The 24,829-nt window shown below is 49.2% G+C and carries 20 protein-coding genes and 1 rRNA gene; 15 read left to right on the top strand and 6 right to left on the bottom strand.

Features of this window, described 5'->3' with window-relative positions:
* Together VGN67_RS07700 and VGN67_RS07695 are read right to left on the bottom strand one after the other, a co-directional pair.
* Positions 1-91: ribosomal RNA gene (locus tag VGN67_RS07700) — 16S ribosomal RNA — on the bottom strand; the annotation flags it as partial.
* A gap of 904 nt (positions 92-995) precedes the next feature.
* Positions 996-2,096, bottom strand: coding sequence for a BamA/TamA family outer membrane protein (locus tag VGN67_RS07695; protein ID WP_327486215.1), 1,101 nt, complete (start codon positions 2,094-2,096; stop codon positions 996-998).
* 222 nt (positions 2,097-2,318) lie between these two features.
* Between VGN67_RS07695 and fumC the strand changes: the two genes are divergently transcribed.
* The 11 genes from fumC to VGN67_RS07640 all read left to right on the top strand — a co-directional run bounded on the left by fumC (position 2,319) and on the right by VGN67_RS07640 (position 14,440).
* A complete protein-coding gene (fumC, locus tag VGN67_RS07690; RefSeq protein WP_327486214.1) occupies positions 2,319-3,722 on the top strand; it encodes a class II fumarate hydratase in 1,404 nt (467 codons plus the stop codon).
* 287 nt (positions 3,723-4,009) lie between these two features.
* Positions 4,010-5,365, top strand: coding sequence for an amidohydrolase family protein (locus tag VGN67_RS07685; protein ID WP_327486213.1), 1,356 nt, complete (start codon positions 4,010-4,012; stop codon positions 5,363-5,365).
* Between the two features lie 60 nt (positions 5,366-5,425).
* Positions 5,426-6,418: a 2-keto-3-deoxygluconate permease gene (locus tag VGN67_RS07680; protein WP_327486212.1), complete on the top strand. Its 993-nt coding sequence runs from the start codon at positions 5,426-5,428 to the stop codon at positions 6,416-6,418.
* A 13-nt stretch (positions 6,419-6,431) separates the two neighbouring features.
* The gene (locus VGN67_RS07675) at positions 6,432-7,727 is read left to right on the top strand and encodes a four-carbon acid sugar kinase family protein (RefSeq protein WP_327486211.1); all 1,296 of its coding nucleotides are present in this window, start codon (positions 6,432-6,434) and stop codon (positions 7,725-7,727) included.
* The gene (gene pdxA / locus VGN67_RS07670; RefSeq protein WP_327486210.1) at positions 7,714-8,718 is read left to right on the top strand and encodes a 4-hydroxythreonine-4-phosphate dehydrogenase PdxA; all 1,005 of its coding nucleotides are present in this window, start codon (positions 7,714-7,716) and stop codon (positions 8,716-8,718) included. Before VGN67_RS07675 ends, pdxA begins: the two co-directional genes overlap by 14 nt.
* Positions 8,719-8,889: 171 nt before the next feature.
* Entirely contained in the window at positions 8,890-9,792 is a 903-nt protein-coding gene (locus VGN67_RS07665; RefSeq protein WP_327486209.1) for an NAD(P)-dependent oxidoreductase, read from the top strand.
* A 377-nt stretch (positions 9,793-10,169) separates the two neighbouring features.
* Positions 10,170-11,189: an L-glyceraldehyde 3-phosphate reductase gene (mgrA, locus tag VGN67_RS07660; protein ID WP_327486208.1), complete on the top strand. Its 1,020-nt coding sequence runs from the start codon at positions 10,170-10,172 to the stop codon at positions 11,187-11,189.
* Between the two features lie 66 nt (positions 11,190-11,255).
* The gene (locus VGN67_RS07655; RefSeq protein WP_327486207.1) at positions 11,256-12,491 is read left to right on the top strand and encodes a PQQ-dependent sugar dehydrogenase; all 1,236 of its coding nucleotides are present in this window, start codon (positions 11,256-11,258) and stop codon (positions 12,489-12,491) included.
* 221 nt (positions 12,492-12,712) lie between these two features.
* Entirely contained in the window at positions 12,713-13,048 is a 336-nt protein-coding gene (locus tag VGN67_RS07650; protein ID WP_327486206.1) for a type II toxin-antitoxin system RelE/ParE family toxin, read from the top strand.
* A gap of 2 nt (positions 13,049-13,050) precedes the next feature.
* Positions 13,051-13,362 (top strand): helix-turn-helix transcriptional regulator, encoded by a 312-nt coding sequence (locus VGN67_RS07645; RefSeq protein WP_327486205.1) that lies wholly within the window; start codon positions 13,051-13,053, stop codon positions 13,360-13,362.
* Between the two features lie 241 nt (positions 13,363-13,603).
* Entirely contained in the window at positions 13,604-14,440 is an 837-nt protein-coding gene (locus VGN67_RS07640) for an ATP/GTP-binding protein (protein WP_327486204.1), read from the top strand.
* 61 nt (positions 14,441-14,501) lie between these two features.
* Here the strand turns inward: VGN67_RS07640 and VGN67_RS07635 are convergent, their stop codons facing one another.
* Together VGN67_RS07635 and VGN67_RS07630 are read right to left on the bottom strand one after the other, a co-directional pair.
* Positions 14,502-15,242, bottom strand: coding sequence for a LytTR family DNA-binding domain-containing protein (locus tag VGN67_RS07635; RefSeq protein WP_327486203.1), 741 nt, complete (start codon positions 15,240-15,242; stop codon positions 14,502-14,504).
* The gene (locus VGN67_RS07630) at positions 15,239-16,288 is read right to left on the bottom strand and encodes a sensor histidine kinase (protein WP_327486202.1); all 1,050 of its coding nucleotides are present in this window, start codon (positions 16,286-16,288) and stop codon (positions 15,239-15,241) included. The genes VGN67_RS07635 and VGN67_RS07630 overlap by 4 nt, the downstream gene beginning before the upstream one ends.
* A gap of 313 nt (positions 16,289-16,601) precedes the next feature.
* On the opposite strand from VGN67_RS07630, the gene VGN67_RS07625 reads away from it, so the two are divergent.
* Positions 16,602-19,151 carry a TonB-dependent receptor domain-containing protein gene (locus tag VGN67_RS07625; RefSeq protein WP_327486201.1) on the top strand — a complete coding sequence of 850 codons (2,550 nt, stop codon included), beginning with the start codon at positions 16,602-16,604 and terminating at the stop codon, positions 19,149-19,151.
* A gap of 69 nt (positions 19,152-19,220) precedes the next feature.
* Entirely contained in the window at positions 19,221-19,817 is a 597-nt protein-coding gene (locus tag VGN67_RS07620; RefSeq protein WP_327486200.1) for a YceI family protein, read from the top strand.
* A gap of 217 nt (positions 19,818-20,034) precedes the next feature.
* On the opposite strand, the gene VGN67_RS07615 is transcribed toward VGN67_RS07620, so the two are convergent.
* Together VGN67_RS07615 and VGN67_RS07610 are read right to left on the bottom strand one after the other, a co-directional pair.
* Positions 20,035-21,750, bottom strand: a complete 1,716-nt coding sequence (locus VGN67_RS07615) for a GMC family oxidoreductase (protein ID WP_327486199.1) — start codon at positions 21,748-21,750, stop codon at positions 20,035-20,037.
* A gap of 87 nt (positions 21,751-21,837) precedes the next feature.
* Positions 21,838-22,371, bottom strand: a complete 534-nt coding sequence (locus VGN67_RS07610) for a gluconate 2-dehydrogenase subunit 3 family protein (RefSeq protein WP_327486198.1) — start codon at positions 22,369-22,371, stop codon at positions 21,838-21,840.
* Between the two features lie 301 nt (positions 22,372-22,672).
* Here VGN67_RS07610 and msrA point away from each other — a divergent pair, with 301 nt between their 5' ends.
* Together msrA and VGN67_RS07600 are read left to right on the top strand one after the other, a co-directional pair.
* Positions 22,673-23,341, top strand: coding sequence for a peptide-methionine (S)-S-oxide reductase MsrA (msrA, locus tag VGN67_RS07605; protein ID WP_327486197.1), 669 nt, complete (start codon positions 22,673-22,675; stop codon positions 23,339-23,341).
* Between the two features lie 182 nt (positions 23,342-23,523).
* A complete protein-coding gene (locus VGN67_RS07600) occupies positions 23,524-24,819 on the top strand; it encodes a PQQ-dependent sugar dehydrogenase (protein WP_327486196.1) in 1,296 nt (431 codons plus the stop codon).
* Positions 24,820-24,829: the final 10 nt, after the last annotated feature.

Raw genomic sequence — 24,829 nt, 5'->3', positions numbered from 1 at the left:
TACGACGGTGACTGTTGCCAGCCCCCTCGCCTTGCATGTATTAAGCCTGCCGCTAGCGTTCATCCTGAGCCAGGATCAAACTCTCCATTGTAAATAATTATAAACAACTGCTGCAAGCTGATAAATCAGCTCCACAACAGTCAACTTTTTGTACTGTCAAACGCTGCTTGCTTTTTTTAATAAGCTCTTTTCTCACTAAGCCAAAGAACGTTGCTCGCCAAAGGGTCTCCCCTTTCTTGAACTTGTGGTCAGACCGTCTGTCTTACCCGCCTATTTTTTGTATTCTGTCTGCCCTTCTCTTGCAGGCTTTCCAGCTCTTGTTTCCGAATGGGAGTGCAAAAGTAGCCGCTGCTTTCTTTATTTCCAAACAAGCAGCCCAAAATATTTTCGGAGCTTTTTCTCTCCGCTGCCGGGGCGGTATCCTTTCTGCTGTTTGGATTTTTTCAGACGCCTCCTGCTCTCTCTTTGGGGGAAGTGGGACCTAAGAAAGGTCGCTTTACCTGATCGGGCGCTTAGTCTTAACGCCGGGGCTGCTCTTATTAGTTCCTCCCAAGGAAGAACTTTTCTGCTTCACTACCTGCTGGCGCCGGGGCCCTTGCCCGGCCGTCTGCCGGGGCTGCTTTTCCCGTGGTTGGGAAGGGCAAAGGTAGTAGATCAACTACCCTTTCTGCAAGGGTTTTGACAACTATTTTTTTAGCTTCTGGCTAAGCGGCTGAGAAGCTTCTACTTAATTTGCCAAGACCGAGCCTGAAAAACAACAGCAGGTCATCCGCCCCGGAGTGCCGGCCCCTAAAAATTTTTTAGCGGGGGCTTTTCTGTCATGGCAAAGGCCCCCGCTACTAAGAAGAAAGGGCCTTTGTTGTATACAGAAGAGTAACGTTACCAGCTCAGGATTTAGTTCGATGACCTACTGAAACTTCATGTAATATTTATCCTATATATTATAGGTACAGGAAGTGATGTATTGCATTCACAAGATGACGCTTTACATTGTTTTAGAAAGCTTCACCAATAGTGGCGTAAAAGTTGCCGGAACCATACGGCGACATACCGTAGTCTATCCTTATATTAAGGTGGTTTTTCTTCTGTGCCGTCAGGCGCAGGCCCACTCCATAGGTGTACTTAGGCTTGCCGAGCCGTACGAAGTCTTTTTCATCTCCCAGAAAGCCAACCGCCCCAAAACCTACCAGTCCTATAAACCGCCACACTTCCCAGCGGGCTTCGGCTTGTCCAATCAGGGCGTTTTTGTCGCGGAAGTAGCCTTCGTAGATTCCCCGCATTTTCTTTTGTCCTCCTAAAAACGATAACTGGCTGAAAGGGATCCGGTCACCAACGGTTGCGCTCGCTACGTAATTAGTAGCCAGAACTACCTTTTTACCGAGCGACTGATAATGGGAAAGGTCCAGGTACAGGCGGGTAAAATTCCGGTCGGCCCCAAAAATCCTGGAAGTAGGCAGTACATATACTTCTCCGAATATACCCCGGCGCGGATAGAACACCATGTCACGCGTATCCCGTAGCAGGGATACCCCCAGTCCCGAGGTACGACTAAAATCACTTCCCTCAATTTGACCGGAAGCCAGTTCGCCACCCGGTCGGGTGCCCGTTACGTTATAACCCTCGTACTGGTACCGCAGCCCCAGGTAGGTATTGCGGGCGACAAGCCGGGAAGCCAGCAGTCGGATGCGCGGGTACTGAACATCGAATATTTCTTCCGGCACCCGGTTTTCACCTATTCCAAAGTAAAAGTAGTTGTATTTATACCAGCCATTGTCCCCACTGAAATAGTACCGGTTGTTATCATAAAAGATAGTAAAGGGCAGAAAAATAAGTACCTGCTTCTTTTGCGTATACGTAACCCCGAAAGACAGTTGAGAAGGCTTGGCACCGACTGAATCCCGGGCGAAGGAAAAAGTAGAAGCTACTACGGCACCGGCCCCGAAGCCGGTTTCGGGAAGCCGGAATACAACCGGTACGGGTACTATAGTCTTATCGCGCAGGAATTTTGACCTTTCCTGTTTTAAGCTGTCCAGTTGGGCTCCCAAAACAGAAAGTGGAAGAGCCAGCATTACCAGGAGCCGGTAGAATTTAATCATTTATACAATCCATTTTTGGATACCTACGACAACTACCATCTGTTGGACCGCCGTGTTCAGATTTAAAACCATATTTAAGGATGCAAAAAAGGATGAAGTAACGGGTAGAACCAAATCTGCTTGGCTACAATAAACATTTATCCGGAAAAAATACCAAAACTCCCCCGCCTGCCCTAATTTTACCCACTCAATTTGAATTCTTCACATTTTACTTTACTACCAATGGAATACCGTATAGAAAAAGATACCATGGGTGAGGTACAGGTACCGGCTCATGTGTACTGGGGGGCCCAGACGCAGCGATCAATTCAGAACTTCCCGATTGCGCAGGATATTAATAAAATGCCGAAGGAGATTATCAAGGCATTTGCTTACCTGAAAAAGGCCGCCGCTATTACCAATTATGAAGCAGGTACGCTACCCAAGGAAAAGTCGGATCTGATTGGGCGGGTGTGTGACGAAATACTGGAAGGTAAACTCGACGACCAGTTTCCGCTGGTAGTATGGCAAACGGGCTCGGGTACCCAGTCAAATATGAATACCAATGAGGTAATTGCCTACCGGGGCCACGTACTTCAGGGCGGCGAACTGGGTGACAAGCAGAAGTTTCTGCACCCCAACGACGACGTAAACAAGTCGCAGTCGTCCAATGACACCTACCCGACGGCCATGCACATTGCGGCTTATAAAATACTGATGGAAGTAACTATTCCGGGTATTACCAAACTGCGCGATACCCTGAAAGCCAAAGCTCAGGAATTTAAAAATGTGGTAAAGATTGGCCGTACCCACTTTATGGACGCCACGCCACTTACCCTGGGACAGGAGTTTTCGGGCTACGTGTCGCAACTCGACCACGGCCTACGTGCTATTAATAACACGCTGGCGCACCTGTCGGAACTGGCGCTGGGTGGTACCGCGGTAGGTACAGGTATCAATACGCCCGAAGGGTACTCAGAAAACGTAGCCCGCCACATTGCAGACCTGACGGGGCTGCCTTTTGTAACGGCGGAGAATAAGTTTGAGGCCCTGGCCGCTCACGACGCTATTGTGGAAGCCCACGGGGCCTTGAAAACCGTAGCCGTAAGCCTGATGAAGATTGGTAATGATATCCGGATGCTGTCGTCGGGACCACGCTCGGGAATCGGAGAAATCTACATTCCCGACAATGAGCCCGGAAGTTCTATTATGCCCGGAAAAGTAAACCCCACCCAGAGTGAAGCCATGACCATGGTAGCGGCTCAGGTACTGGGTAACGATGTTGCCATTAATATCGGGGGTGCCAACGGCCACTTTGAACTGAATGTATTCAAGCCCCTGATGGCCTACAACTTCCTGCACTCGGCCCGCCTGATTGGGGATGTGTGCGTGTCGTTCAATGACCGCTGCGCTGTAGGTATTGAGCCTCTGCAGGACAATATCCGCAAGCACGTAAATAACTCGCTGATGCTGGTTACCGCCCTGAACACCAAAATAGGGTACTACAAAGCGGCCGAAATAGCCCAGACCGCCCACAAAAACGGCTCCACCCTGAAAGAAACCGCCGTGGCGCTGGGGTACCTGACACCCGAAGAGTTTGATGAGTGGGTAAAGCCGGAAGAAATGGTAGGGAGGATAGATATATAAAGCAGGAATGGAGGAAAGGGGTATTTCGACATTCTGAAATTGAAAACCGAAAAGTAAAGCCCCGAATCAACTGTTCACCTTTTGACAATGAATGGCCTCGCCTTTGGGCGGGGCTTTTTTGCTTTCCTGAATTTGAGTACCTTAGTTACGATTATTACCACTCTATTTTAACCACAGAGCCAATGAGTACTGCACAGAGTACCACGGAGCATTATAAAAACTCTTATTTCCTATGTGCCAAAACTCCTCCTGACTCTTTGGTAAAACTAAAATTTCTGTACGCCGCTATGAAAAAACTACTCTGCCTCTTACTACTCATCGTTACGCTCCCTTTACGGGCACAAACTGATCTGAAAGACCGGGAGCTGGTATTCCGGGAGGTTAACGTAGTACCCATGGACCAGGAACGGGTACTTGTTAATCAGAATGTGGTAGTTAAAAATGGAAAAATAACCGCCATTACACCCGCTGCTCAAACTACCTACAGCAAAGATGCCCTGGTAGTAGAAGCCAAAGGCAAGTACCTCATGCCCGGCCTGGCCGAAATGCACGCCCACGTACCCCCGGTCGATGACATGGACCCCATCAGAGAGGTACTTACACTTTTTATTTCCAATGGCGTGACCACCATCCGCGGTATGCTGGGGCACCCCCTCCACCTTGATGTCCGTGAAAAACTCAGGAAAGGCGAACTCCTCGGTCCCCGCCTTTATAGTACGGGGCCTTCCTTCAACGGCTACTCCGTAAAGATTCCTTCGCAGGGAGCCGACATGGTGCGGACCCAGAAGCAGGCGGGCTACGACTACCTGAAGCTACACCCCGGCCTGACCCGCGAAAACTTCGCCTCTGTCGCCAAAACCGCCAAGGAGGTAGGGATTCCTTTTGTGGGGCACGTGTCGTTTGACGTGGGAGTATGGCGGGCCATTGATGCCGGCTACTCCTCCATTGACCACCTCGACGGTTTCATAGAAGGTATGGTACCCGGTATCGAATCCATGGATGAGAAGCAGATAGGCCTTTTTGGGATGTACGTAGCCGATAAAGCCGATCGTAGCCAGATCCCAAAGCTGATGCAGGCGCTTAAAGAGAAGAAGGTATGGGTAGTACCTACGCAAGCCCTGGCCGAACGCTGGCTGTCGCCCATTGCACCAGAGGTACTTAACAACGCTCCCGAAATGGTATACATGAACCCCAAGACCCGTAGTAGCTGGGTCAAAACCAAGCAGGACCTACAGGCCAATCCGGCTTATAACAAGGATAAAATAAACAACTACCTCAAGCTCCGCCGCGACCTGATCAAGGCCTGCCAGCAGAACGGTGTGGGCCTGCTGCTCGGCTCCGACGGTCCGCAGGTGTTTAACGTACCCGGCTTCTCGGTACACCACGAACTACAGTACCTGGTCGACTCCGGCCTCACTCCTTACCAGGCCCTCCGGACGGGTACCGTCAATGTAGCCGAGTACCTGGGCCGCTCCAACGACATGGGTACCATCACGGTGGGTAAGGAAGCTGACCTGGTCCTATTGGAAGGAAACCCCTTACTGGATATCGGCCAGACCCGTCGCATAGAGGGGGTACTACTAAACAACCGCTGGCTGCCAAAGAGCTTCATTCAGGGTGAGTTGAAGAAGCAGGAGAAGTAGATGTTTCATAAGTGATATTTAAATGCGTTTTCTAAAAATAAAGAAAAGACGGAACGAATAATGAAGATTAAAGCAACCCTCGATCGCATTCCGGGCGGACTGATGGTCGTTCCATTGCTTTTAGCAGCTACAATAAATACTCTTGCTCCAAATCTGCTTCGCATTGGCGGATTTACAGAAGCACTTTTCGTCAATAGCGCAAGCGCTCTTATCGCATTATTCTTATTGTGTACCGGTGCGCAAATTAATGTAAAAATGTTTGGTGTATCCCTTGCCAAGGGAGCAACCTTACTTACGACAAAATGGGTGGTCGGTGCAGCGGTTGGACTTATTGCTTACATGTTTGTCAGTGATAGTGGCCTATGGCTTGGCATTGCGCCCATTGCGGTTATTGCTGCTATGACCAACAGCAACGGTGGGTTATATATGGCGCTGGTGGGCCAATATGGTAGTGAGGAAGACCGCGCGGCTTATTCTCTATTAGCTTTGAACGATGGACCGTTTTTGACAATGGTTGCTTTGGTCTTTTTCGGATCTATGGGATTTGTTGAAGGTTTGTTCTCTCCGATTGCTTTTATTGCCGTTCTGTTGCCAATTCTAGTCGGAATGATACTTGGAAACCTGGACGAAGACATGCGCTTATTCCTGGATAAGGGAAGTATGCTACTAATTCCGTTTTTTGCCTTTGCTCTTGGGATGAGTATTGACTTTAACGCGATCATTCAAGGTGGGCTGGGCGGAATTCTTTTAGGCTTAATGACCGTATTCATTACGGGAACGGCAGGGTACTTTATCTTTAAAGCCTTGAAATGGAATCCGATTGTTGGAGTTGCAGAAGGCTCAACGGCCGGCAATGCAGTAGCGACGCCAGCGGCAATTGCTGCAGCCAATGTAACCTTCGCCCCCATGGTGGATATTGCAACGGTGCAGGTGGCGGCTTCAACCGTAACGACGGCTATTTTACTGCCGTTATATATTGCGTTTTTAGTCAAACGCCTGGAACGACGAGGTTTTATGTTTGTTAACGGCAGCCTCTTGAAAAAAGAGGTTTAGAGGAGGTAAGAGCATGGCAATCAGGGTCGGCATTATTGCTGATGATTTTACCGGTGCAAACGATAGCGGGGTTCGGCTGGCGCAAAAAGGCCTTAAATCACGAGTGCTTCTAGCGGATCCCGCTGATCATGCTATTGCCGTGGATCCGGATATTGACGTGTGGATTGTAGATACCGATAGTCGGGCTATGGAGGCAAGAGATGCTTATCAGGTAGTGCATCAGGCCATTGAAAGGTTGAAAAAATTGGGTGTCACGTCCTTCTATAAAAAAATCGATTCCACGCTTCGCGGAAATGTAGCTACTGAATTGAAAGCCATGCAGGATGCGGCAGCGGTTGAAGTACTATTTATCACGCCTGCATTTCCAGATATGGGGCGGACTGTAGAGGGAGGAAAGTTATACGTCAACGGCATTCCGGTGACGGAAACCGAATTTGCAGAAGACCCAAAAACACCCGTCCTCCACAGCTATATCCCAGATTTACTCGCTTCTGAAAGCACCCAAACGGCTGTTTTAAGTCGTAACATTTTGCATGCAGCCAATCCGGAATGTTGGGTACTTGAACAAGTAAAGTCGGGCGTAAATTGGATTATTTGCGACGTAGTGAAAGTCGAAGATTTCGCAATGCTCGCACAAATTGGGACAAACTTAACTCTTTCCGTCGGATGGGCAGGTTCGGCGGGAATGATCAACTATTTGTATTCTGGTTTGGTCCGTGCCGAGCAAGCAGATTTCTGCTTGCAACCCATTGGCAAAATATTAGTGGTTTCCGGCAGTTTATCGGGTAAAACGCAAGAACAATTAGAAGTATTGCAAGCCAGACCGGCAACAAGAATGTTCCAAATAGATCCGGTAGAGTTGTTAAAAGATCCGGTACAGGCCGGGCGGGAAGTAGCAACTTTGGCCGATTCCGGCCAATGGGACAGCGCAGTTATTTATGTTAGTGGTTCACAAATAAACCGGGATAAAGTGAGTAATTGGGCCAGGGAAAACAACTCGCCGGTCCTTCAAACTGGCAAAAGAATTTCACAAGGCCTGGGACAGCTGGTGGCATCTGCTTTAAAGTTAGCAGCATTCGACGCCCTCCTCATGACGGGCGGCGACACTGCCAAGGCTATTTGCAACGTGCTGGGCATTTGGGACATGGAGCTCTGCTTTGAAGTGGAATCCGGGGTACCTTTGGGAATAGTACATTATAATAATAGAGATTTAGTAGCGATTACAAAAGCAGGGGGATTTGGAAACAAAAATTCTCTGGCCAATGCCGTCGATTATTTAATAGGAGCAGGATTGCATGGGAGCATATAAACCAGTTATTGGAATTACAATGGGAGACGCTGCCGGTGTCGGCCCTGAAATTATTTTAAAAAGCTTTGAACACGACCTTGTTCATGAAACGAGCCGGTCATTCGTCATTGGCGACGCGCTGATTTTGGAACGCGCGAAGGGATTTACCGGCAGTACGAAAGAGATTCGCCGCATCACAAATCCTGCTGAAGCAAATTTTGAAAAAGAAGCAATTGATTGCCTAAATTTAGATTTACTGTCGGCTGATCTTCCAATCGGCCAGGTATCAGCCGAAGCCGGCAATGCCGCATTCCAATACCTGGCGAAAGCTATCAGCCTGGCGAACGCAAAAGAAATAGACGCTATTTGCACAGCCCCCTTAAACAAAGAAGCGTTGCAAAAGGGCGGGCATATGTATCCGGGGCATACTGAAATTCTGGCAGAATTAACCGGCACGAAAGATTACTCGATGATGCTATCTGCGCCAGACTTGAAAGTTATTCATGTTACCACTCATGTCGGCATAATCGATGCAGTTAATATGATTAATCCGGAACGTGTTTTCCACGTTATCCAATTGGCGCATGATACGTTATCGAAAGCCGGCATTACAAATCCAAAGATAGCGGTCTGCGGTATTAATCCGCATGCTGGCGAAAACGGCCTGTTCGGCTACGGGGAGGAAGAAGAAAAGGTCATCCCTGCCGTAAAAAAAGCGGTGGCTCAAGGCATCGATGTTCAGGGGCCGCTTCCAGCTGATACATTGTTCTTCCGGGCCAGACGAGGTGATTTTGATATTGTTGTGGCGATGTACCATGACCAGGGACATGCCCCAATTAAGGTTCTGGGGTTGGAGTCAGGCGTTAATATTACCGTTGGCTTGCCAATCATCCGTACGAGCGTGGACCATGGTACAGCATTTGATATTGCCGGCACAGGCAAGGCAGACGAAATGAGTTTGGTTGAAGCATTGCGCCAGGCCGTTGAACTTGCCCCGAAGCATTCATTATAATCTTGAGAACCGTTTAGGACAAAGCTTCCTAAACGGTTTTTTTGTTAAGGAATATAGGATGCCATTATTCCTGCCTTTGTGACCATTAATTGTGTAAAGGACTGACATGGAATTGACAGCAAACAGTTTCTTTGCTGATAAAAATAAAATCTTTATCAAAAAGGACAATACATGACTAAAATGCGAATACTATTTACGGGGGGATCGGGAAAAGCAGGAAAGCACGTGATACCTTACCTGCTCGACCAGGGACATAGAGTGATGAATGTAGATCAGGTACCTTTGGACTACCCGGGGGTGGATAATCTGATCGCTGATATTACGGATTCCGGACAAATGTTTAACGCCATGAGTTCGTATGCCGGATTAGATGAGTTGGAACCGGGTAATGGCGTACCCCGATTTGATGCTGTAGTACATTTTGCGGCTGAGCCCCGGATCCTGATCAAACCGGATAATGAAACGTTTCGGGTCAACACTATAGGTACCTACAATGTGATTGAAGCGGCGGTTAAGCTTGGCATTAAAAAGATTATTATTGCGTCGTCGGAGACTACCTACGGTATCTGTTTTTCAGACGGCAAAACCGACCCTAAGGCGCTGCCTTTGGAGGAGGATTATGATGTTGATCCCATGGATAGCTATGGATTATCGAAGGTGGTGAATGAGCAAACGGCGCGCAGCTTCCAGCGACGGTCAGGCTTTGATATGTATGCCCTTCGTATCGGAAATGTGATTGAGCCGCACGAATACGCCGAGCTGTTTCCGCATTATTTCAAAAACCCCGAAGTGCGCCGCCGAAATGCGTTCTGCTATATTGATGCGCGTGACCTGGGACAGATTGTGGATCTGTGTCTGAAAAAAGATGGCCTTGGCTTTCAGATCTTCAATGCCGGAAACGATCACAACGGTGCCATTATCCCCAGCAAGGAATTGGCTGAACAGTTTTTCCCGGGTGTACCTATTACCCGTGACCTGGAAGAACACGAAGCCTTATTTTCAAATCGTAAAATCCGTGAAGTTCTGGGATTCCAAGAACAACATAACTGGCGGAAGTACCTGAAAATAGACTAATTACTGGTTTGGCAGGCCTGATAAATTGTAGACTTAACTTCTCCCGATGAACCTGACACGTTAGCTGCAAGTAAGCTGTAAAATAGTACCTAGTCTCCCCTACTCCCCTTCCTTACTCACCGGCTACTTACGGAGCTTACTCTCGGGGGTGATGCCCAGACAGGAGGCAAAGTAGAAATGAATATTCTGAAACATCCTGCTGCCAATGGGGGTTCAGCTACTTACGTGTAGAAACAACTTCCGAATATAGGGAACAGCCATTTCTTGTCCTGGTTCAATGCGTGGTGATCTCCCCTTTTCGGACCTTTGTGCAGCAGTGCCCTATGGAGTACCGGACGACGCTGCTTTTTTACACCCTACCAAACCCATAGTTACTCATGACGTACTTACCTTCTCCGCAACGCTACCAGGATATGACCTACCGGCGCTGCGGAAACAGTGGCTTGATGCTACCGGCCCTGTCGCTGGGTCTCTGGCATAACTTTGGCCATATAGACAGCCTTGAGAACGCCCGCGCCATGCTGCGGCTGGCCTTTGACAAGGGTATCACCCACTTTGACCTGGCCAACAACTACGGTCCACCGCCGGGCTCCGCCGAGGAAGTCTTCGGCCGGATTTACAAAGACGATTTCCAGAGGTACCGCGATGAGCTGGTGATTTCTACCAAGGCGGGCTGGCCCATGTGGGAAGGCCCCTATGGCAATTGGGGGTCGCGCAAGTACCTGGTGGCTAGTCTGGATCAGAGCCTGAAGCGGATGGGACTGGATTACGTGGATATCTACTACCACCACCGCCCCGACCCGCACACGCCGCTGGAAGAAACCATGACCGCTCTGGACCATATCGTACGCCAGGGCAAGGCCTTGTATGTAGGTATCAGCAGCTACCAGCCCGCTGAAACGGCTAAGGCCGTGGACCTGCTGAAGCAGTTAGGTACCCCCTGCCTCATTCACCAGCCCCGGTACTCGATGTTTGACCGCTGGGTAGAAGATGGACTACTGGATGTACTGGAACAGAAAGGTGTAGGCTGCATTCCGTTTTCTTCCCTCGAGCAGGGCCTGCTGACCAACAAGTACCTGAAGGGCATACCGACCGACTCCCGCGCGGCTACCCACCGGGGCAATGGAGCCATTGAAGAAGGGCAGATTACAGAAGAAAAAGTAGACAAGGCCATCAGACTTAACGAAGTAGCCGCCCGGCGCGGACAAAACCTGGCGCAGATGGCCCTGTCGTGGGTGCTGAAAGACCCGCGGATTACCTCTGTCATACTCGGCGTAAGCAAGCCGCAGCAGATCACCGATTCGCTGCAGTGCCTGCAGAACCTGCAGTTTACGGAGCAGGAACTGACCGAAATTAGGGCCATCCTGTCTGGGAAGAGGTCGGTTGAGGGGGTATAGTAGACAATCGCCGCCTAAGTACTTATATTTACAACTTTATTAGGAAGCCTGATAACCCCAGAAACCATGACAAAATCTATTTCACTGTACACTACAGCCGCCGCGCTGGCTTTGAGTGCCTGTACTTTTACTTTCGCTCAGAATGGCTCCGCCTCCGCTAAGGCTGGCAACCAGCCCCCCGTTGAAACCAAGGAGGCCAACTCGCCTAATAACACGCCCGCCTTTAAAGGCCAGACTCGGGTAGCCGGTATAAAAACCACTACTCCCTACGAAGGGAAGGTACTGACCGAGGAACTCAAATTTCCCTGGGCTATTACGAGTATGCCGGACGGTCGCCTCATCCTGACCGAAAAGGCAGGTAACCTGCGCATTGTAACACAGGATGGCAAGCTGAGCGAACCCATCACGGGCCTGCCCGAAGTACACCACAAAGGCCAGGGCGGACTACTCGGTATTACGGTCGATCCTAACTTCAGCAGCAACCGCATGGTATACTGGACTTTCTCCGAGCCTACGGAAGAGGGCAACCTTACGGCCGTAGCCAAAGGAAAACTTTCGGCTGATGATCAAAAGATTGAAAACGCTACGGTAATCTACCGCGCTACACCCTACTACAAGGGTAACCTCCACTACGGCGGACGTATCCTTTTTGACAAACAGGGCAACCTGATTGTAAGTACCGGTGAGCGCTCTGACCTGGCTACCCGCCCTCAGGCGCAGTCGCTGGAGTCGGGCCTGGGTAAGGTAATTCGGATTACTACCGACGGCAAGCCCGTAGCCGGTAACCCCTTTATGAAAAAGGATGACGCCCGTCCTGAGTTGTACTCGTATGGCCACCGTAACGTGCAGGGACTGGCTTTCCACCCCGTTACCGGCGACCTGTGGGAGAATGAATTTGGTCCGCGCGGCGGAGATGAGCTAAACCGGATCGAGGCCGGCAAAAACTACGGCTGGCCCACCATTACCTATGGTATCGAATATAGCGGTAAAAAAGTAGGTGAAAACACCCAGCAGAAGCCAGGCCTCGAGCAGCCCGTGTACTATTGGGACCCATCGGTGTCGCCCAGCGGTATGACCTTCTACACCGGCAACCAGATACCCGAGTGGAAAAACAACCTTTTCATTGGTTCCCTGAGCGGTATGCATATTGCACGACTGGTACTTGACAACAACCGCGTGATAGGCGAAGAGCGGCTGCTGGCTGATCAGATGCAACGCTTCCGCGACGTAACCCAGGGAAAAGACGGTGCCCTATACGCCGTAACCGACCAGGGAAGACTGTACAAGATCTCTAAGAAATAAGGGCAGATACCTACCTACTCAGCGTACGGAGCTTCCTAAGGGGGCTCCGTATTTGTTTCAGGCTGCTACCCTAGGAGGCCAGAAAGTATTCAATTGTAAATACCCTCTATCTATAAAACACGGCTTCACCTTCAGACAGATGCTCTCATAGCTATAAGCGAAATAAGTTTACATATAAAGAAACTTTTCTTATCTTTGGAAGTATAGATGGCAAGGATCTGATGCAACAAAAATTTGAGGTTGAGTTGTTGGAGGAGGCTTTCAAGTATCTTGAATTACTTGAATTGAAACACCGTGAGAAAATACTATTGAACATTAGGAGAGCACAGTTCCAAAACGACCCGAAATTGTTCAAAAAGCTGACGAGCGAAATCTGGGAGTTCAGGACGCTTTATGCAGGGCTGCAGTATAGATTTCTTGCTTTCTGGGACAAAACCGATCACAAAAAAACGCTTGTACTCGCCACGCATGGTTTTGTCAAGAAAACCAGCAAGGTTGACAAAAAGGAAATTGAAAAAGCCGAACGTATTCGGGAGATTTATTTTAAAGAGAAATAGGTATGAAACGATATTCCCTAAGTGAAGCTGAGGATAAACTTATTGGTACCAAAGGAACACCGCAGCGTGACAAGTACGAGTTTGAGCTCAAGTTGGAGTTGATTGGAGACATGATTAAGGCAGCGCGTAAAGAAAGAAATCTCACCCAGGAGCAGTTGGGGGAACTGGTAGGGGTAAAAAAGGCCCAAATTTCCCGTCTCGAGAATAACACTACCAACGTAACGATTGATACTATTCTGAAAGTCTTCCATGCGCTTGATGCAAAGGTAAACTTTAAGGTAGAGCTACTGAACAACCGCATGAAGATTGCCTGAATTTGAAAACTGGTACCTGTACATATAACCACCACAAACATATACGGAGCCTCCACAGGGGGCTCCGTATATGTTTGTGGCCTTTCTGTCTAATCCTCTGTCCCCAAGTCTGTAAAGTCTGACTATCAGGGGCGAGAGGGTTAAGATAATTCTTTACAACTACCTTTTTCAGTAAAACGGCAAGGTCTCTGTACTTTTGTACTACAGAATTACTAATTAACAGCCACTAATAGCATTCACTATGAAAACAAAAAAACTAATAGGTACCATGCTGGCCGCTATGTTGTGTGCCACCCTGGCTCAGGCTCAACAACCATCAGTTACTAAACTCTGGACCAGCGAAGCCAACCTGCCCATACCCGAATCGGTACTATACAGCCCCGATGATAAAGTACTGTACGTATCGCTGATTGACGGCAAACCCTGGGATAAGGACGGTCAGGGGGGAATAGCCAAAGTAGGTCTGGATGGAAAAATAATCAGCAATACCTGGGTGACCGGCCTGCATGCTCCCAAGGGTATGGGTATAGTAGGCAACCGGCTTTATGCCGCCGACGTAGACGAGGTGGTAGTTATAGACCGGAAGTCGGGCAAAATAGAACAAAAAATTGCCATTGAAGGGGCCAAGCACCTGAACGATGTCTCGGCCAATAAAAAAGGTGAGGTATACGTGACGGACATGGAAACCGGCAAAATTCACCTTATCAAAGGAGGCGAAGCTAGTACCTACTACGAAACCTCAGCCAATCCAAATGGCGTACTGGCCGTAAATGATGGTCTGCTCATGGCGATTGGTGGAAAGCTGGTCAAGCTGGACGCGAAGAAGAATGTTACCACCCTGGCCGAAGGCATGGATGCCAGTACCGATGGAATAGAGGAGATAAAGCCGGGTGAGTATATTGTATCCTGCTGGTCGGGAATCGTGTACCACGTAAAAGCCGACGGTTCCAAAGAAACGCTGCTGGATACCCGTGGCGACAAAATCAACTCGGCGGACATTGGGTATGATCCCGCCAAAAAGATTATTTATGTACCTACTTTCATGAAGAATAACGTGACGGCTTATCAGCTTCGCTAAGGTACTTATGGTACTAAGTATACGACGGGCGCGGGAAAATTATCCCGCGCTTTTTTTGTGTCTACTCCCCTATCTGATTTCGTTCAATAAATTCCCGGAATGACTTACGGTAGGTATCGCTGATGGGCAGGTACACCAGGCCAATCTGTACCTTTTCCCGGTCAATGGTTTCTATGGCTTCAAAGGCTACTATATAGGAATTATGGATCCGGATAAACCGGTTGACGGGCAGCTGCGTTTCCAGCGATTTCATGGTTTGCAGCGTTACTATCTTTTTATGGCGGGTATGAAGGGCCACGTAGTCTTTTAAACCTTCGATGTAGGTAATCTCATCCAGACGTACCTTCACCAGCCGGGTACCGTCTTTCACAAAAATAAAACTCTGGGTGGCCTCAGGTACTTTTGCTCCACCCGGCTTTTCCGCCGGGTCAGTGGGTTGCGAACTGGCAAGTCGCTGGGATACTTTCTCGACCGACTTCAGAAAACGCTCAAACGAAATAGGTTTCAGCAGGTAGTCGGCAACATCCAGTTCGTAGCCTTCCAGGGCGTACTCCGAGTAGGCGGTGGTGAGAATAACCAGCGGTTTTTTTTGTAATATTTTCAGCAGGGTAATACCCGTTATTTCGGGCATTTGAATATCCGAAAAAAGAATATCCACCGCCTGATTCCGAAGGAATTCGAGCGCAGCCATCGGATTTGAAAAAGAATTGACCAAATGCAGATAAGGTACCTTGGCCACGTACTGTTCCAGCAGGCTGCGGGCCAGCGGTTCGTCTTCTACGATTACACAGGTATAGGTCATAGCAGGCTGAGCTGTAATTGAACAAAATAACGATCTGCCTCGTCTTTGGTTTCCAGTTTATAAGCCCCCGGGTAGCTTAGCTCCAGCCGCCGCATTACATTCTGCAAGCCTATGCCCGACTTCTCGCCGGGCTCCATTTCACGCTCGGGCAACTTGCTGTTTTCGACGGTATAAGTACATTCCTTTCCCTGCACGGCTATGCTCACGCTTACCCAGGCGCCTTCAAAGTTGTTACTAACCCCGTGCTTAAAGGCATTTTCCAGAAAGGTAACAAATATAAAAGGTACTATCAGAAACTGGTCTGTATTACCAACTACCTCAAACTTGATCGGAATCTTATTATTAAGCCGCAGTTCTTCCAGACTTATGTAATTTTTCATGTACTCAATCTCTTTGTTCAAAGGTACTTTGGCGTGGTTGGAGTCATAGATCATGTACCGCATCATCTGCGACAGCTTCTCGATGACCGTAGTGGTATTGGGCGAATTGGTAAAGGCCAGGAAGTACAGGTTATTGAGCGTATTGAACAGGAAGTGGGGGTTAATCTGAGCCTTCAGAAACCGGAGTTCGGCGTTGAGACGCTCATTTTCAGTTTCTTTTTTCCGGGCTTCCAGCTCAAACCAGTCTTCGGCGAACTTGAGCATTCCCACAAAAATCACAATAAATAAGGTGGTAAGTACATGCTGAATGATAAAGCGTTCGCTGTACAGGAAGCCCATCCTGGAATTGCTGATCATTTCTGCATAGATGGTACGCTTGAGCCAGATGTGGGCCACGACAATCAGCCCAAAAGGGACCAGAAATTCCAGCAGGTACCTTCCTAAATTCTTATGTACCAGAAACCGGGGCAGGAAGAAAAAGTAATTGAGGTAAGCAATGAGCGCCATGAGTACTACATGCGTGCTGGCATCCCAGAATGCCAGCCCCATATTGGTTTCTCCGCCGTGCCGCCCACCGGTGATTTGATAGAAGAAAAAGGAGAAATACAAACACCAGAATGAAAGGTGCAGGAAGAAGATTCGCTTTCGCTGGATAATATTTTGCATAGCAGGAAAATCAAAGTCAGGAGTGTTCCCTTACGCCCTCCGGGTCCGGATAGAGTAGGAAAACTACGAACATTTAGTGCCATTGTGGTCCTTTCACCCGCTTTTTTCGACGCTTCGCCTTTTTTAACCTACAACCCGGCCTTTTCGGGCCCATACCCAAAAAAGGACATAAATAAGGGGGACTGTCGAGAAAAACGGGCAAATGGTCTATTTCCTAAATCTATGTCAGATTAATGCTTTTGCTTTGTGGTACTATTTTAAGAATCGGTTAGCCATCTATTACTGTCACTTATTTCCCAGAGCAATTAGTACCATGAAAAATTCCTTACACCTTACCTTCTTTTTCCTCCTGGCCGGTACCGTGGCCATGGCGCAGTTCCCGGGTGGCGGTCCTGGTGGTCGTCCCTCAGGAGACGGCAATGGCCGCAGCCGCCCCGGCGGAGACGCTCCTACTTTCAGCCTTGAGTCTAATGCCCCGCGTGGTAACTCCAAAATAACCGGTTTTGTAGTTGACTCAGCCGTAACCAAAGCGGTCGAATACGCTACCATTGCGCTCATTGATAAAACCACCAAAAAACCCATTGATGGTACCGTAGCGGATGAGAAAGGTAAATTCTCCATGAACCGGATCGCCGAAGGAGAGTACCGCATCCTGATTACCTTTATTGGGTACAACGAAAAGCTTATTGACAATATCAAAATTGAGAAAGGCAAGGACCTGGACCTGGGCGTTATCAAGCTGTCGGAAAACACCGTACTGCTGGATGCCGTCAACGTAACCGGGGAGAAATCGCTGATCGAAGAAAAAGTAGACCGCCTGGTGTATAACGCGGAGAAGGACCTGACTTCGCAGGGAGGTGACGCCTCTGACATTCTGCGGAAGGTACCTATGCTGTCGGTTGACCTGGATGGTAACGTGAGCCTACGGGGTAGTGCCAATATCCGGGTGCTGATCAACAACAAGCCTTCTACCATTGTAGCCAGCAGCATTGCCGACGCCTTAAAGATGATTCCGGCTGAACTGATTAAATCCGTGGAAGTAATTACCTCCCCCTCGGCCAAGTACGACGCCGAAGGTTCGGGCGGTATTATCAATATTATTACCAAGAAATCAACGCTGCAGGGGCTGACGCTGAACGTTGATACAGGAATTGGTCTGCGGGGTTCTAACCTGGGCCTTAACGGTAGCTTCCGTCAGGGCAAGCTGGGCGTAACGCTGGGTGGCTTCGGACGCGCTTTTTATAACAAGGCACGCATTGAACTGGACCAGAGTACCATCCAGAATGGTAGTACCATCCTGACCCGCCAGAGCGCCGATGCCTTCGACAACGGCCTCTTCGGACGCTATAACCTGGGCTTTGATTATGACCTGGCCAAGAACCAGTCGCTGACCGCCGGTGTAAACTTTGGTACCCGCAACTTCGTCCGCAGCCAGGATTACACCACCAATTTATTCCGCGATAACCTGCTCAGCTCCACTCTCTACCGTAACGTCGATACCCGTGACTTGTCCAATACCGTCGATATCAACATGGATTACATCCGAACCTTTAAGCCGGGCCAGGAGTGGTCGGTGTCTACGCTGTACAGCACCAGTACCCTGACCAACAACTTCGACGCCGATATTCTGAGTGAGTCCGGCAGCCTGACCAGCCGTCAGAAAAACCTCAACAACAATACCAACAGCGAGCTTACTGTACAAACTGACTACGTAAACCCCATCGGTAAAAACCAGCAGATTGAGTTTGGCGTGAAAGGTATTCTCCGGGAAGTTAACAGCGACTTCAGGTACCAGGTAGCGGGCCCAACCGGCTTGTTTGCTTCGGATGTCAGAAGTCCGGCGGGCTTGCTGAATTACAATCAGAATATTGCGGCAGGGTACCTGTCTTACATGTTTACTACGTCAAATAAATATACGTTTAAGCTGGGCTCACGCTACGAATATACCTCCATTGACGCTTACGACCAGAACAGTACCATTACCATTCCGGCCTACTCTAACCTGGTACCCAGTGTGAATATTTCGAAAGCGTTAAGCAAGAGCTCTACCCTGAAGCTGGCTTACAACCGCCGCATCCAGCGTCCGGGCCTACAGCAGCTGAACCCTAACTTTAACGCGGCTAACCCCCAGAATATCAACATAGGAAATCCGTACCTGCGGCCCGAACTCACCGACAATGTTGAACTAAGCCTAAGTACCAGTTTCAAGAAAACCTACCTGAACATATCGCTGTTCAGCCGCTCTACCAACAATGGTATCACCCGCCTGGCTATGCCATCGGATACCCTGCCCGGTGCAATTATTACCACCTGGGAAAACATAGGACGGGAGCAGGCTACGGGTGCCAACGTATTTGGAAACGTGTACCTTACTCCCAAGTGGACCCTTAATGGAGGTGTGGACCTGTACTACAACTACCTGGAAGGAATGCAGCAGAATCTGCGTGGTATTTCTGAAACGGTAAGTAACTCCGGTTTTGTGATTGGCGGACGCGTGCAGTCGCAGTTACAACTGCCACACGGCTGGGGACTTCAGGCTTTTGGTGGCTACCGCGGTAACCGCGTACAGCTGCAGGGCTACCAGAGAGGCATGGGTATGTACTCGCTGGGCTTCCGCAAAGACTTCCCCAACAAGAAAGGAAGCCTGGGACTTGCCGCGGAAAACTTCTTTGGCGGTATGCGTATAGTAAGCTCGCTGAATTCACCCCTGTTTAACCAGCAAAGCACCAACTATATTTACAACCAGAACGTAAAGCTGACCTTCAGCTACAAGATTGGCAAAATGAGCTTCGTTGAGAAAAAGAAAACCAAAGGAGTGCGTAACGATGACGTTAAGTCGGGCGGTGGCGAAGGAATGAATTAATTGCCAGCTACTTAGTACCTGTATTGTAAATTTTAACCTTTATATAACCCAAATCAATCCATTGTTCCAATGAAAAAGACAAACTTCTTACTTGCCCTGCTATTCGTCGCCAGTCTTACGGCCGCCATAGCCAAACCAACTCCGGTGAAAGTCAACACCAAAGCAAGTACCTTCAACTGGCTTGCCAAAAAAGTAACGGGTGAGCACTTTGGTACTATTGGTATCCAGGACGGTACCCTGACCGTAGACAAGGGTAAACTGACCGGTGGTGATTTTGTAATTGAAATGAATACCCTGACTAATACCGATGGTACCAACGCCCCCAACCAGCGCCTGGTAACCCACCTGAAATCAGCTGATTTTTTTGACGTAGAGAAATTCCCTACTTCTAACTTCAAAATTACCAAAGCAGTACCCAAAGGAGGCGAAAACTACGACCTGACCGGCGACCTGACCATCAAAGGTGTGAAGCAGAGCGTGACCTTCCCGGCTAAAGTTAAAATAGACGCTAAGGGTAATGTAAGTGCGGAGGCAAAGTTTGATGTGGACCGTACTAAGTTTGGTCTGCAGTACCGCTCAGGTTCATTTTTTGAAAACCTGGGAGACAAGCTGATCGAGGACAAATTTACCGTAGACGTAAAAATCGTAACCGGCACAACTGCTTAGTAGTTAACCGTATAGTCAATTACTAATATATAATTCAAAGACATCTAAGACTTCTTCTTTCAAAGAAGATTGATTGGTTAAGTCAGAAAAGCTTATTGAACTTCGATAAGCTTTTTTTTCAGGCAATGCATAAAAACGGGAGTTCTGACTAACCAGACCATAACAAAAAAGGCTGCTTCGCGACGAAGCAGCCTTTTTTATTGACAATCAGATAAATCTAAATATTCTTTTTGTTCAACTCCTTTACGGCAAAGTCGGCCGCGCGGGCAGTCAGGGCCATGTAGGTCAACGAAGGATTAACGCAGGAAGCGGAGGTCATACAGGCGCCGTCGGTCACGAATACGTTTTTGGCGGCGTGTACCTGGTTGTTGCCGTTCAGCACCGAGGTTTTAGGGTCGCGTCCCATGCGGGCGGTACCCATCTCGTGAATAGCCATACCCAGGTAGGAGCCTCGGTCGTAGGCCTTCACGTTTTTCAGTCCTGACTTTTCCAGCATTTCGGCGGCGTCGTTCTTCATGTCCTCCCTCATTTTTATTTCGTTCTCCCGTAGCTCGGCGTCAAACACCACCAGCGGCACGCCCCACTTGTCTTTTTCGCTTTTGTCGAGGGACATTTTATTCTCGTAATAAGGCAGGGTTTCACCAAATCCGCCGATACCCATCTGCCAGTTGCCGGGAGTAGTCATTTCCTCTTTGAAGTCGGCACCAAAGCTCAATTCAGCGATGCCGCGTTGCCAGTTTTCGCGGGCACCACGGCCCTGGTACCCAAAGCCCCGGAGGTAGTCGCGCTTATCGTTGCCGATATTGCGGTAGCGGGGAATGTATATACCGTTGGCCCGGCGGCCGTAGTAGTACTTGTCCAGGTCACCTTCCCATTCGCCACTCGCCCCGATACGGAAGTGGTGGTCCATCAGGTTATGCCCCAGCTGCCCCGAGTCGTTACCGAAGCCATTGGGAAAGCGCTCTGAGGTAGAGTTGAGCAGCAGCGCCGTAGAGCCCAGCGCACTGGCGCACACAAAGATAATTTTGGCCTGATACTCGCGCACATCCATAGTGACGGCATCTACCACCCGTACACCCGTAGCTTTCTGGGTTTCTTTGTTGCAAATCAGATTAGTCACTACCGAGTCAGGACGGAGCGTCAGGCGGCCGGTTTTGGCGGCCGGTGGCAGTGTACACGACTGCGTACTGAAATAGGCACCGTAGGGGCAGCCCAGCGCACACTGGTTGCGGTACTGACAAGACGACCGCCCGATGCCCATCTGAGCCTTACCGGCCGCCGACAGGTTAGCTACCCGCCCGATGGTCATGACCCGACCGGGGAAGTTCTTCTCAATCCGCTTGCGTACTTCTTTCTCCACGCAGAACATCTCCATGGGCGGCAGAAACTCGCTGTCGGGCAACTGGGGTAGTCCCAGTTTTTCCCCCGAAATACCCACGTGTTTTTCGACGTAGGAGTACCAGGGCGCAATATCCTTGTAGCGAATGGGCCAGTCAACGGCGATGCCCTCCTTGGCGTTGGCCTCAAAATCAATGTCACTTAACCGGTACGACTGGCGTCCCCACATGATTGACTTCCCTCCCACGATATTGGGCCGGAACCAGTCAAAGCGTTTGGTTTCTTTATAGAGAGAGTCGGCGTCTTTCATCCAGTACTTCTCGGTCATTTCGTTATAAGGGTAATCGCGCGAGAGCTTAGGGTGGGTTTCCTTTTGCTCCTCAGTAATTTTCCCGTTGTATTTCAGTTCCCAGGGCGCTTTCAGGGCATTTTCATAGCCCGTTACGTGTTCGAGCTGCCGACCTCTCTCGAGCATCAGTACTTTCAGACCTTTCTCGGTCAGCTCTTTGGCGGCCCAGCCCCCCGACACCCCCGACCCGACGACGATAGCGTCGTAGGTCATATCTTTTACAGCATCTATATTCAGATTAGCCATTTTCCAGGTAAAAAAATTAAAGTTTCACGAATAGAAGGTGAGCAGTAGCACGGTTTGAAACCGTGCTACTGCTAGATAGAAATATTTTTAACCGAGCGCCCAGGCTTTCTGTCCGGGTTTCAGGGGAATGCAGGGCTCAAACCGGCCCGGAATGGGCAGGTACTCCAGGGCCTGGGTAGCACCAATTTCAGAAGTAAAGTAGCCCGTAACGGTTAGCTCCTTCATGCGACGGAAAAAGGCCGTGTCGCTGGTGGTGGTTTGCTTCACCATCTCATTTTTCTGGGCAAGGGTCAGTTCCTCAAAGCTTTTCCCGAATTTAGTTTTGCTGTCAGAGTTTAACCTGGTCAGGCCACTATAAAATGTTTCCTGGTCTTTCAGCGGATAGCAGTCCCGCATAACCCGCACGATAAATTTCTCCGCGCCGGCTGCTTTGGCCCCGGGGGTTTTGGTAGTGGGAATAATAATATCGGCTACTTCGGCCAGCAGGGCTTCCTGCTCGGCCGAAACCGCCAGGCTGGGCCCGTGGTTGAGCTTTTCGCCCATGACACCCGCCATAACCGGAGCCGAAAGCGCTCCACCCATCAGCAGCGCAATTCTCTGAACAGCTTCTCTTCTATTCATTGTGTAGTAAAAAATATGGAAAGTTGATTGATTCGGGATTGTGTACCCATGGGAAGGGGATCGCTTCCAGCTGACTTGGGCATACGCAGAGAAACAGAGTAGACTGGTGTCACAGAAAGGGGTGCTTCTTTTAAGTAGGGACAATTACAACAAAAAAGACGATTTTTACCACAACTTACCCTGCTCTTTTACTTTTAATTCCTAAAAGTAAGTCTGAATCGCAGCTCTTCAACGTAAATAATTGGAAACGAACATAAAAACCTCACCCGCTGTTGAATACTAAAACCAGAAAGAGATTTCCATGAAAAATAAAGTTATTCCTTTTTGCCTGCTTACTTTGGCAGTACTTTTTTCCGCCTGCAATACGTCCAGAAATACCAACGGGCCCAGTGATACCAGCGCGGTGCGTCAGGTACAACTCACCGCTCCCGAGAATAAAGCCGTCGCGGCCTTTGCTTCGGGTTGTTTTTGGTGTACTGAAGAGATATTTGAAGTCGTCGTCGGCGTTGATTCCGTAATTTCGGGCTACGCCGGAGGTACCGCGCCTAATCCTACTTACGACCTGGTCAATACCGAAACTACCGGCCACGCCGAAACCGTACTGGTGTACTACAATCCGGAAGCGGTTAGCTACGAAGAACTGACAAAGATTTTCTACCTCTCCCACGACCCTACTACACCCAACCGTCAGGGACCTGACCGGGGGTCATCGTACCGCTCTATTCTATTTTACGGTACTCCCGAAGAAAAACAAACAGCCGAGCGCGTTACAGCCACCATGAACCAGGAGCGCTTTAATGGAAAAATTGTAACCGAACTAAAACCTCTGAATACCTTTTATCGGGCCGAGGGCTACCACCAGGACTACATTGAGCACAACCCAAATAACCCGTACGTGCAGCAGGTGTCCGTACCCCGGTTCAATAAATTCAAGGAAACCTACACCGGGAAATTAAAAGGGAACCATTAATTATTTTGCCAGTACTACCCAAAAGCCAGCGAATAGGATTCGCTGGCTTTTTTTATTGGGCATGAAGTAAAAAGCGACCGTTTTAGTATCTTTCCACCTGAACACTCTACCTAACCCACACTATTATCTTGAAGCACTTTTCCCACACCTTTTTACTGATTATTTTATTGGGCAGCCCGGTTATGGCACAACCAGCGGTTGTGCAGGTACAAGAGTACGCCAGTGGCCTGACCCGACCAACCGATATTGCCTCGACCCATGACGGCAGACTATACGTAGGAGAGGTCGGAGGAAAAATCAGAATTATTTCTCCCGCCGGAGCTCTTCTCCCCTTGCCCCTGCTGGACATAAGCCACAAAGTAAGGGACACTTCCTGGGATGGACTATTTGGGTTGGCTTTTCATCCTGACTATGCATCCAATGGCTACTTTTTTGTCAAATACATTCAGAAGGACGGCAATTTTGTAGTTTCCCGCTTTCAAAGGGATGCCGAAAATCCGGACTTTTCTAATCCGGCCAGTGAGCAGATCATAATTACGGTACCCTACCAGGGTGGGCATCGGGCTGGGAATATTGCGTTCGGAGCTGATGGGTACTTGTATATTCCTACGGGCGACGGAGAAGCCGGTGGACGTGGCGACGTTGGAGACCCCGAAGGTGTAGCCCAGAACCTTCAATCCCTGAAAGGCAAAATACTTCGACTTGATATTGACCAGGGTACTCCTTATTCCATACCGCCCACCAATCCCTATATCAGTGATGGAAATAACATTCCGGACGAAATATGGGCTTTGGGTCTGCGGAACCCCTGGCGGATTAGCTTTGATAAACAAACGGGAGATTTGTGGCTCGGAGATAACGGTCAGGATGGATGGGAGGAAATTGACTTTACGCCAGCCGGAGCTGCGGGGGGAATTAACTATGGCTGGAGTTGCTACGAGGGTACTCATCCCTACAACAATTGTCCAACGGATATTAGCTTCACGGAGCCGATGTTTGAGTACCCGGGTTTTAACAATAACGGAAATCAACCAGCTTCGGTAATAGGTGGATCTGTTTACCGGGGGCAAAGGTACCCCTCACTTTACGGCTGGTACCTGTTTACAGACCATGCTTCCGGGAAAATAAGCAGTATTTACCGAAACCCGGACCAGACAATTACTACAATTGACCACGGTGTACAATTTTCAAATCCGGTTGCTTTTGGGGAAGATCAGGCGGGAGAACTTTACGTAGCCACTTTTTTTGAAGGTAAAATATACCGGATAAAAACCAATGAAACCGAAAGTGTGCAGTCAGGCAACTGGAGTACTTCCTCTACCTGGTCCTGCCACTGCCTTCCTTCCGGTACCGAAAAAGTACTTGTCAGTCCCGGCCATACCGTTACTATTCAGGACCAAAGCCCGCAGGTAAGAGGGCTACATGTAGTCGGCCAGGTAGAATTCCTCAACGAAGGTATACTCCACCTGACCGACTGAAAACTTCCGG

The sequence above is a fragment of the Telluribacter sp. genome, assembly GCF_035998675.1.
In the GTDB taxonomy this organism is placed as follows: Bacteria; Bacteroidota; Bacteroidia; order Cytophagales; family Spirosomataceae; genus Telluribacter.
The sequence above is the reverse complement of the archived record's forward strand: the minus strand, read 5'-3'. Positions and strand labels throughout refer to the sequence as shown.

Bases quoted from the DNA above. Each gene is read 5' to 3' on its own strand.
- VGN67_RS07665 (WP_327486209.1), top strand. From the start codon at position 8,890: ATGACTAAAATGCGAATACTATTTACGGGGGGATCGGGAAAAGCAGGA.
- VGN67_RS07625 (WP_327486201.1), top strand. From the start codon at position 16,602: ATGAAAAATTCCTTACACCTTACCTTCTTTTTCCTCCTGGCCGGTACC.
- VGN67_RS07680 (WP_327486212.1), top strand. From the start codon at position 5,426: ATGAAGATTAAAGCAACCCTCGATCGCATTCCGGGCGGACTGATGGTC.
- VGN67_RS07620 (WP_327486200.1), top strand. From the start codon at position 19,221: ATGAAAAAGACAAACTTCTTACTTGCCCTGCTATTCGTCGCCAGTCTT.
- VGN67_RS07655 (WP_327486207.1), top strand. From the start codon at position 11,256: ATGACAAAATCTATTTCACTGTACACTACAGCCGCCGCGCTGGCTTTG.
- VGN67_RS07630 (WP_327486202.1), bottom strand. From the start codon at position 16,288: ATGCAAAATATTATCCAGCGAAAGCGAATCTTCTTCCTGCACCTTTCA.
- VGN67_RS07695 (WP_327486215.1), bottom strand. From the start codon at position 2,096: ATGATTAAATTCTACCGGCTCCTGGTAATGCTGGCTCTTCCACTTTCT.
- VGN67_RS07645 (WP_327486205.1), top strand. From the start codon at position 13,051: ATGAAACGATATTCCCTAAGTGAAGCTGAGGATAAACTTATTGGTACC.
- mgrA (WP_327486208.1), top strand. From the start codon at position 10,170: ATGACGTACTTACCTTCTCCGCAACGCTACCAGGATATGACCTACCGG.
- fumC (WP_327486214.1), top strand. From the start codon at position 2,319: ATGGAATACCGTATAGAAAAAGATACCATGGGTGAGGTACAGGTACCG.
- VGN67_RS07635 (WP_327486203.1), bottom strand. From the start codon at position 15,242: ATGACCTATACCTGTGTAATCGTAGAAGACGAACCGCTGGCCCGCAGC.
- VGN67_RS07675 (WP_327486211.1), top strand. From the start codon at position 6,432: ATGGCAATCAGGGTCGGCATTATTGCTGATGATTTTACCGGTGCAAAC.
- msrA (WP_327486197.1), top strand. From the start codon at position 22,673: ATGAAAAATAAAGTTATTCCTTTTTGCCTGCTTACTTTGGCAGTACTT.
- VGN67_RS07685 (WP_327486213.1), top strand. From the start codon at position 4,010: ATGAAAAAACTACTCTGCCTCTTACTACTCATCGTTACGCTCCCTTTA.
- VGN67_RS07650 (WP_327486206.1), top strand. From the start codon at position 12,713: ATGCAACAAAAATTTGAGGTTGAGTTGTTGGAGGAGGCTTTCAAGTAT.
- pdxA (WP_327486210.1), top strand. From the start codon at position 7,714: ATGGGAGCATATAAACCAGTTATTGGAATTACAATGGGAGACGCTGCC.
- VGN67_RS07600 (WP_327486196.1), top strand. From the start codon at position 23,524: ATGGCACAACCAGCGGTTGTGCAGGTACAAGAGTACGCCAGTGGCCTG.
- VGN67_RS07640 (WP_327486204.1), top strand. From the start codon at position 13,604: ATGAAAACAAAAAAACTAATAGGTACCATGCTGGCCGCTATGTTGTGT.
- VGN67_RS07615 (WP_327486199.1), bottom strand. From the start codon at position 21,750: ATGGCTAATCTGAATATAGATGCTGTAAAAGATATGACCTACGACGCT.
- VGN67_RS07610 (WP_327486198.1), bottom strand. From the start codon at position 22,371: ATGAATAGAAGAGAAGCTGTTCAGAGAATTGCGCTGCTGATGGGTGGA.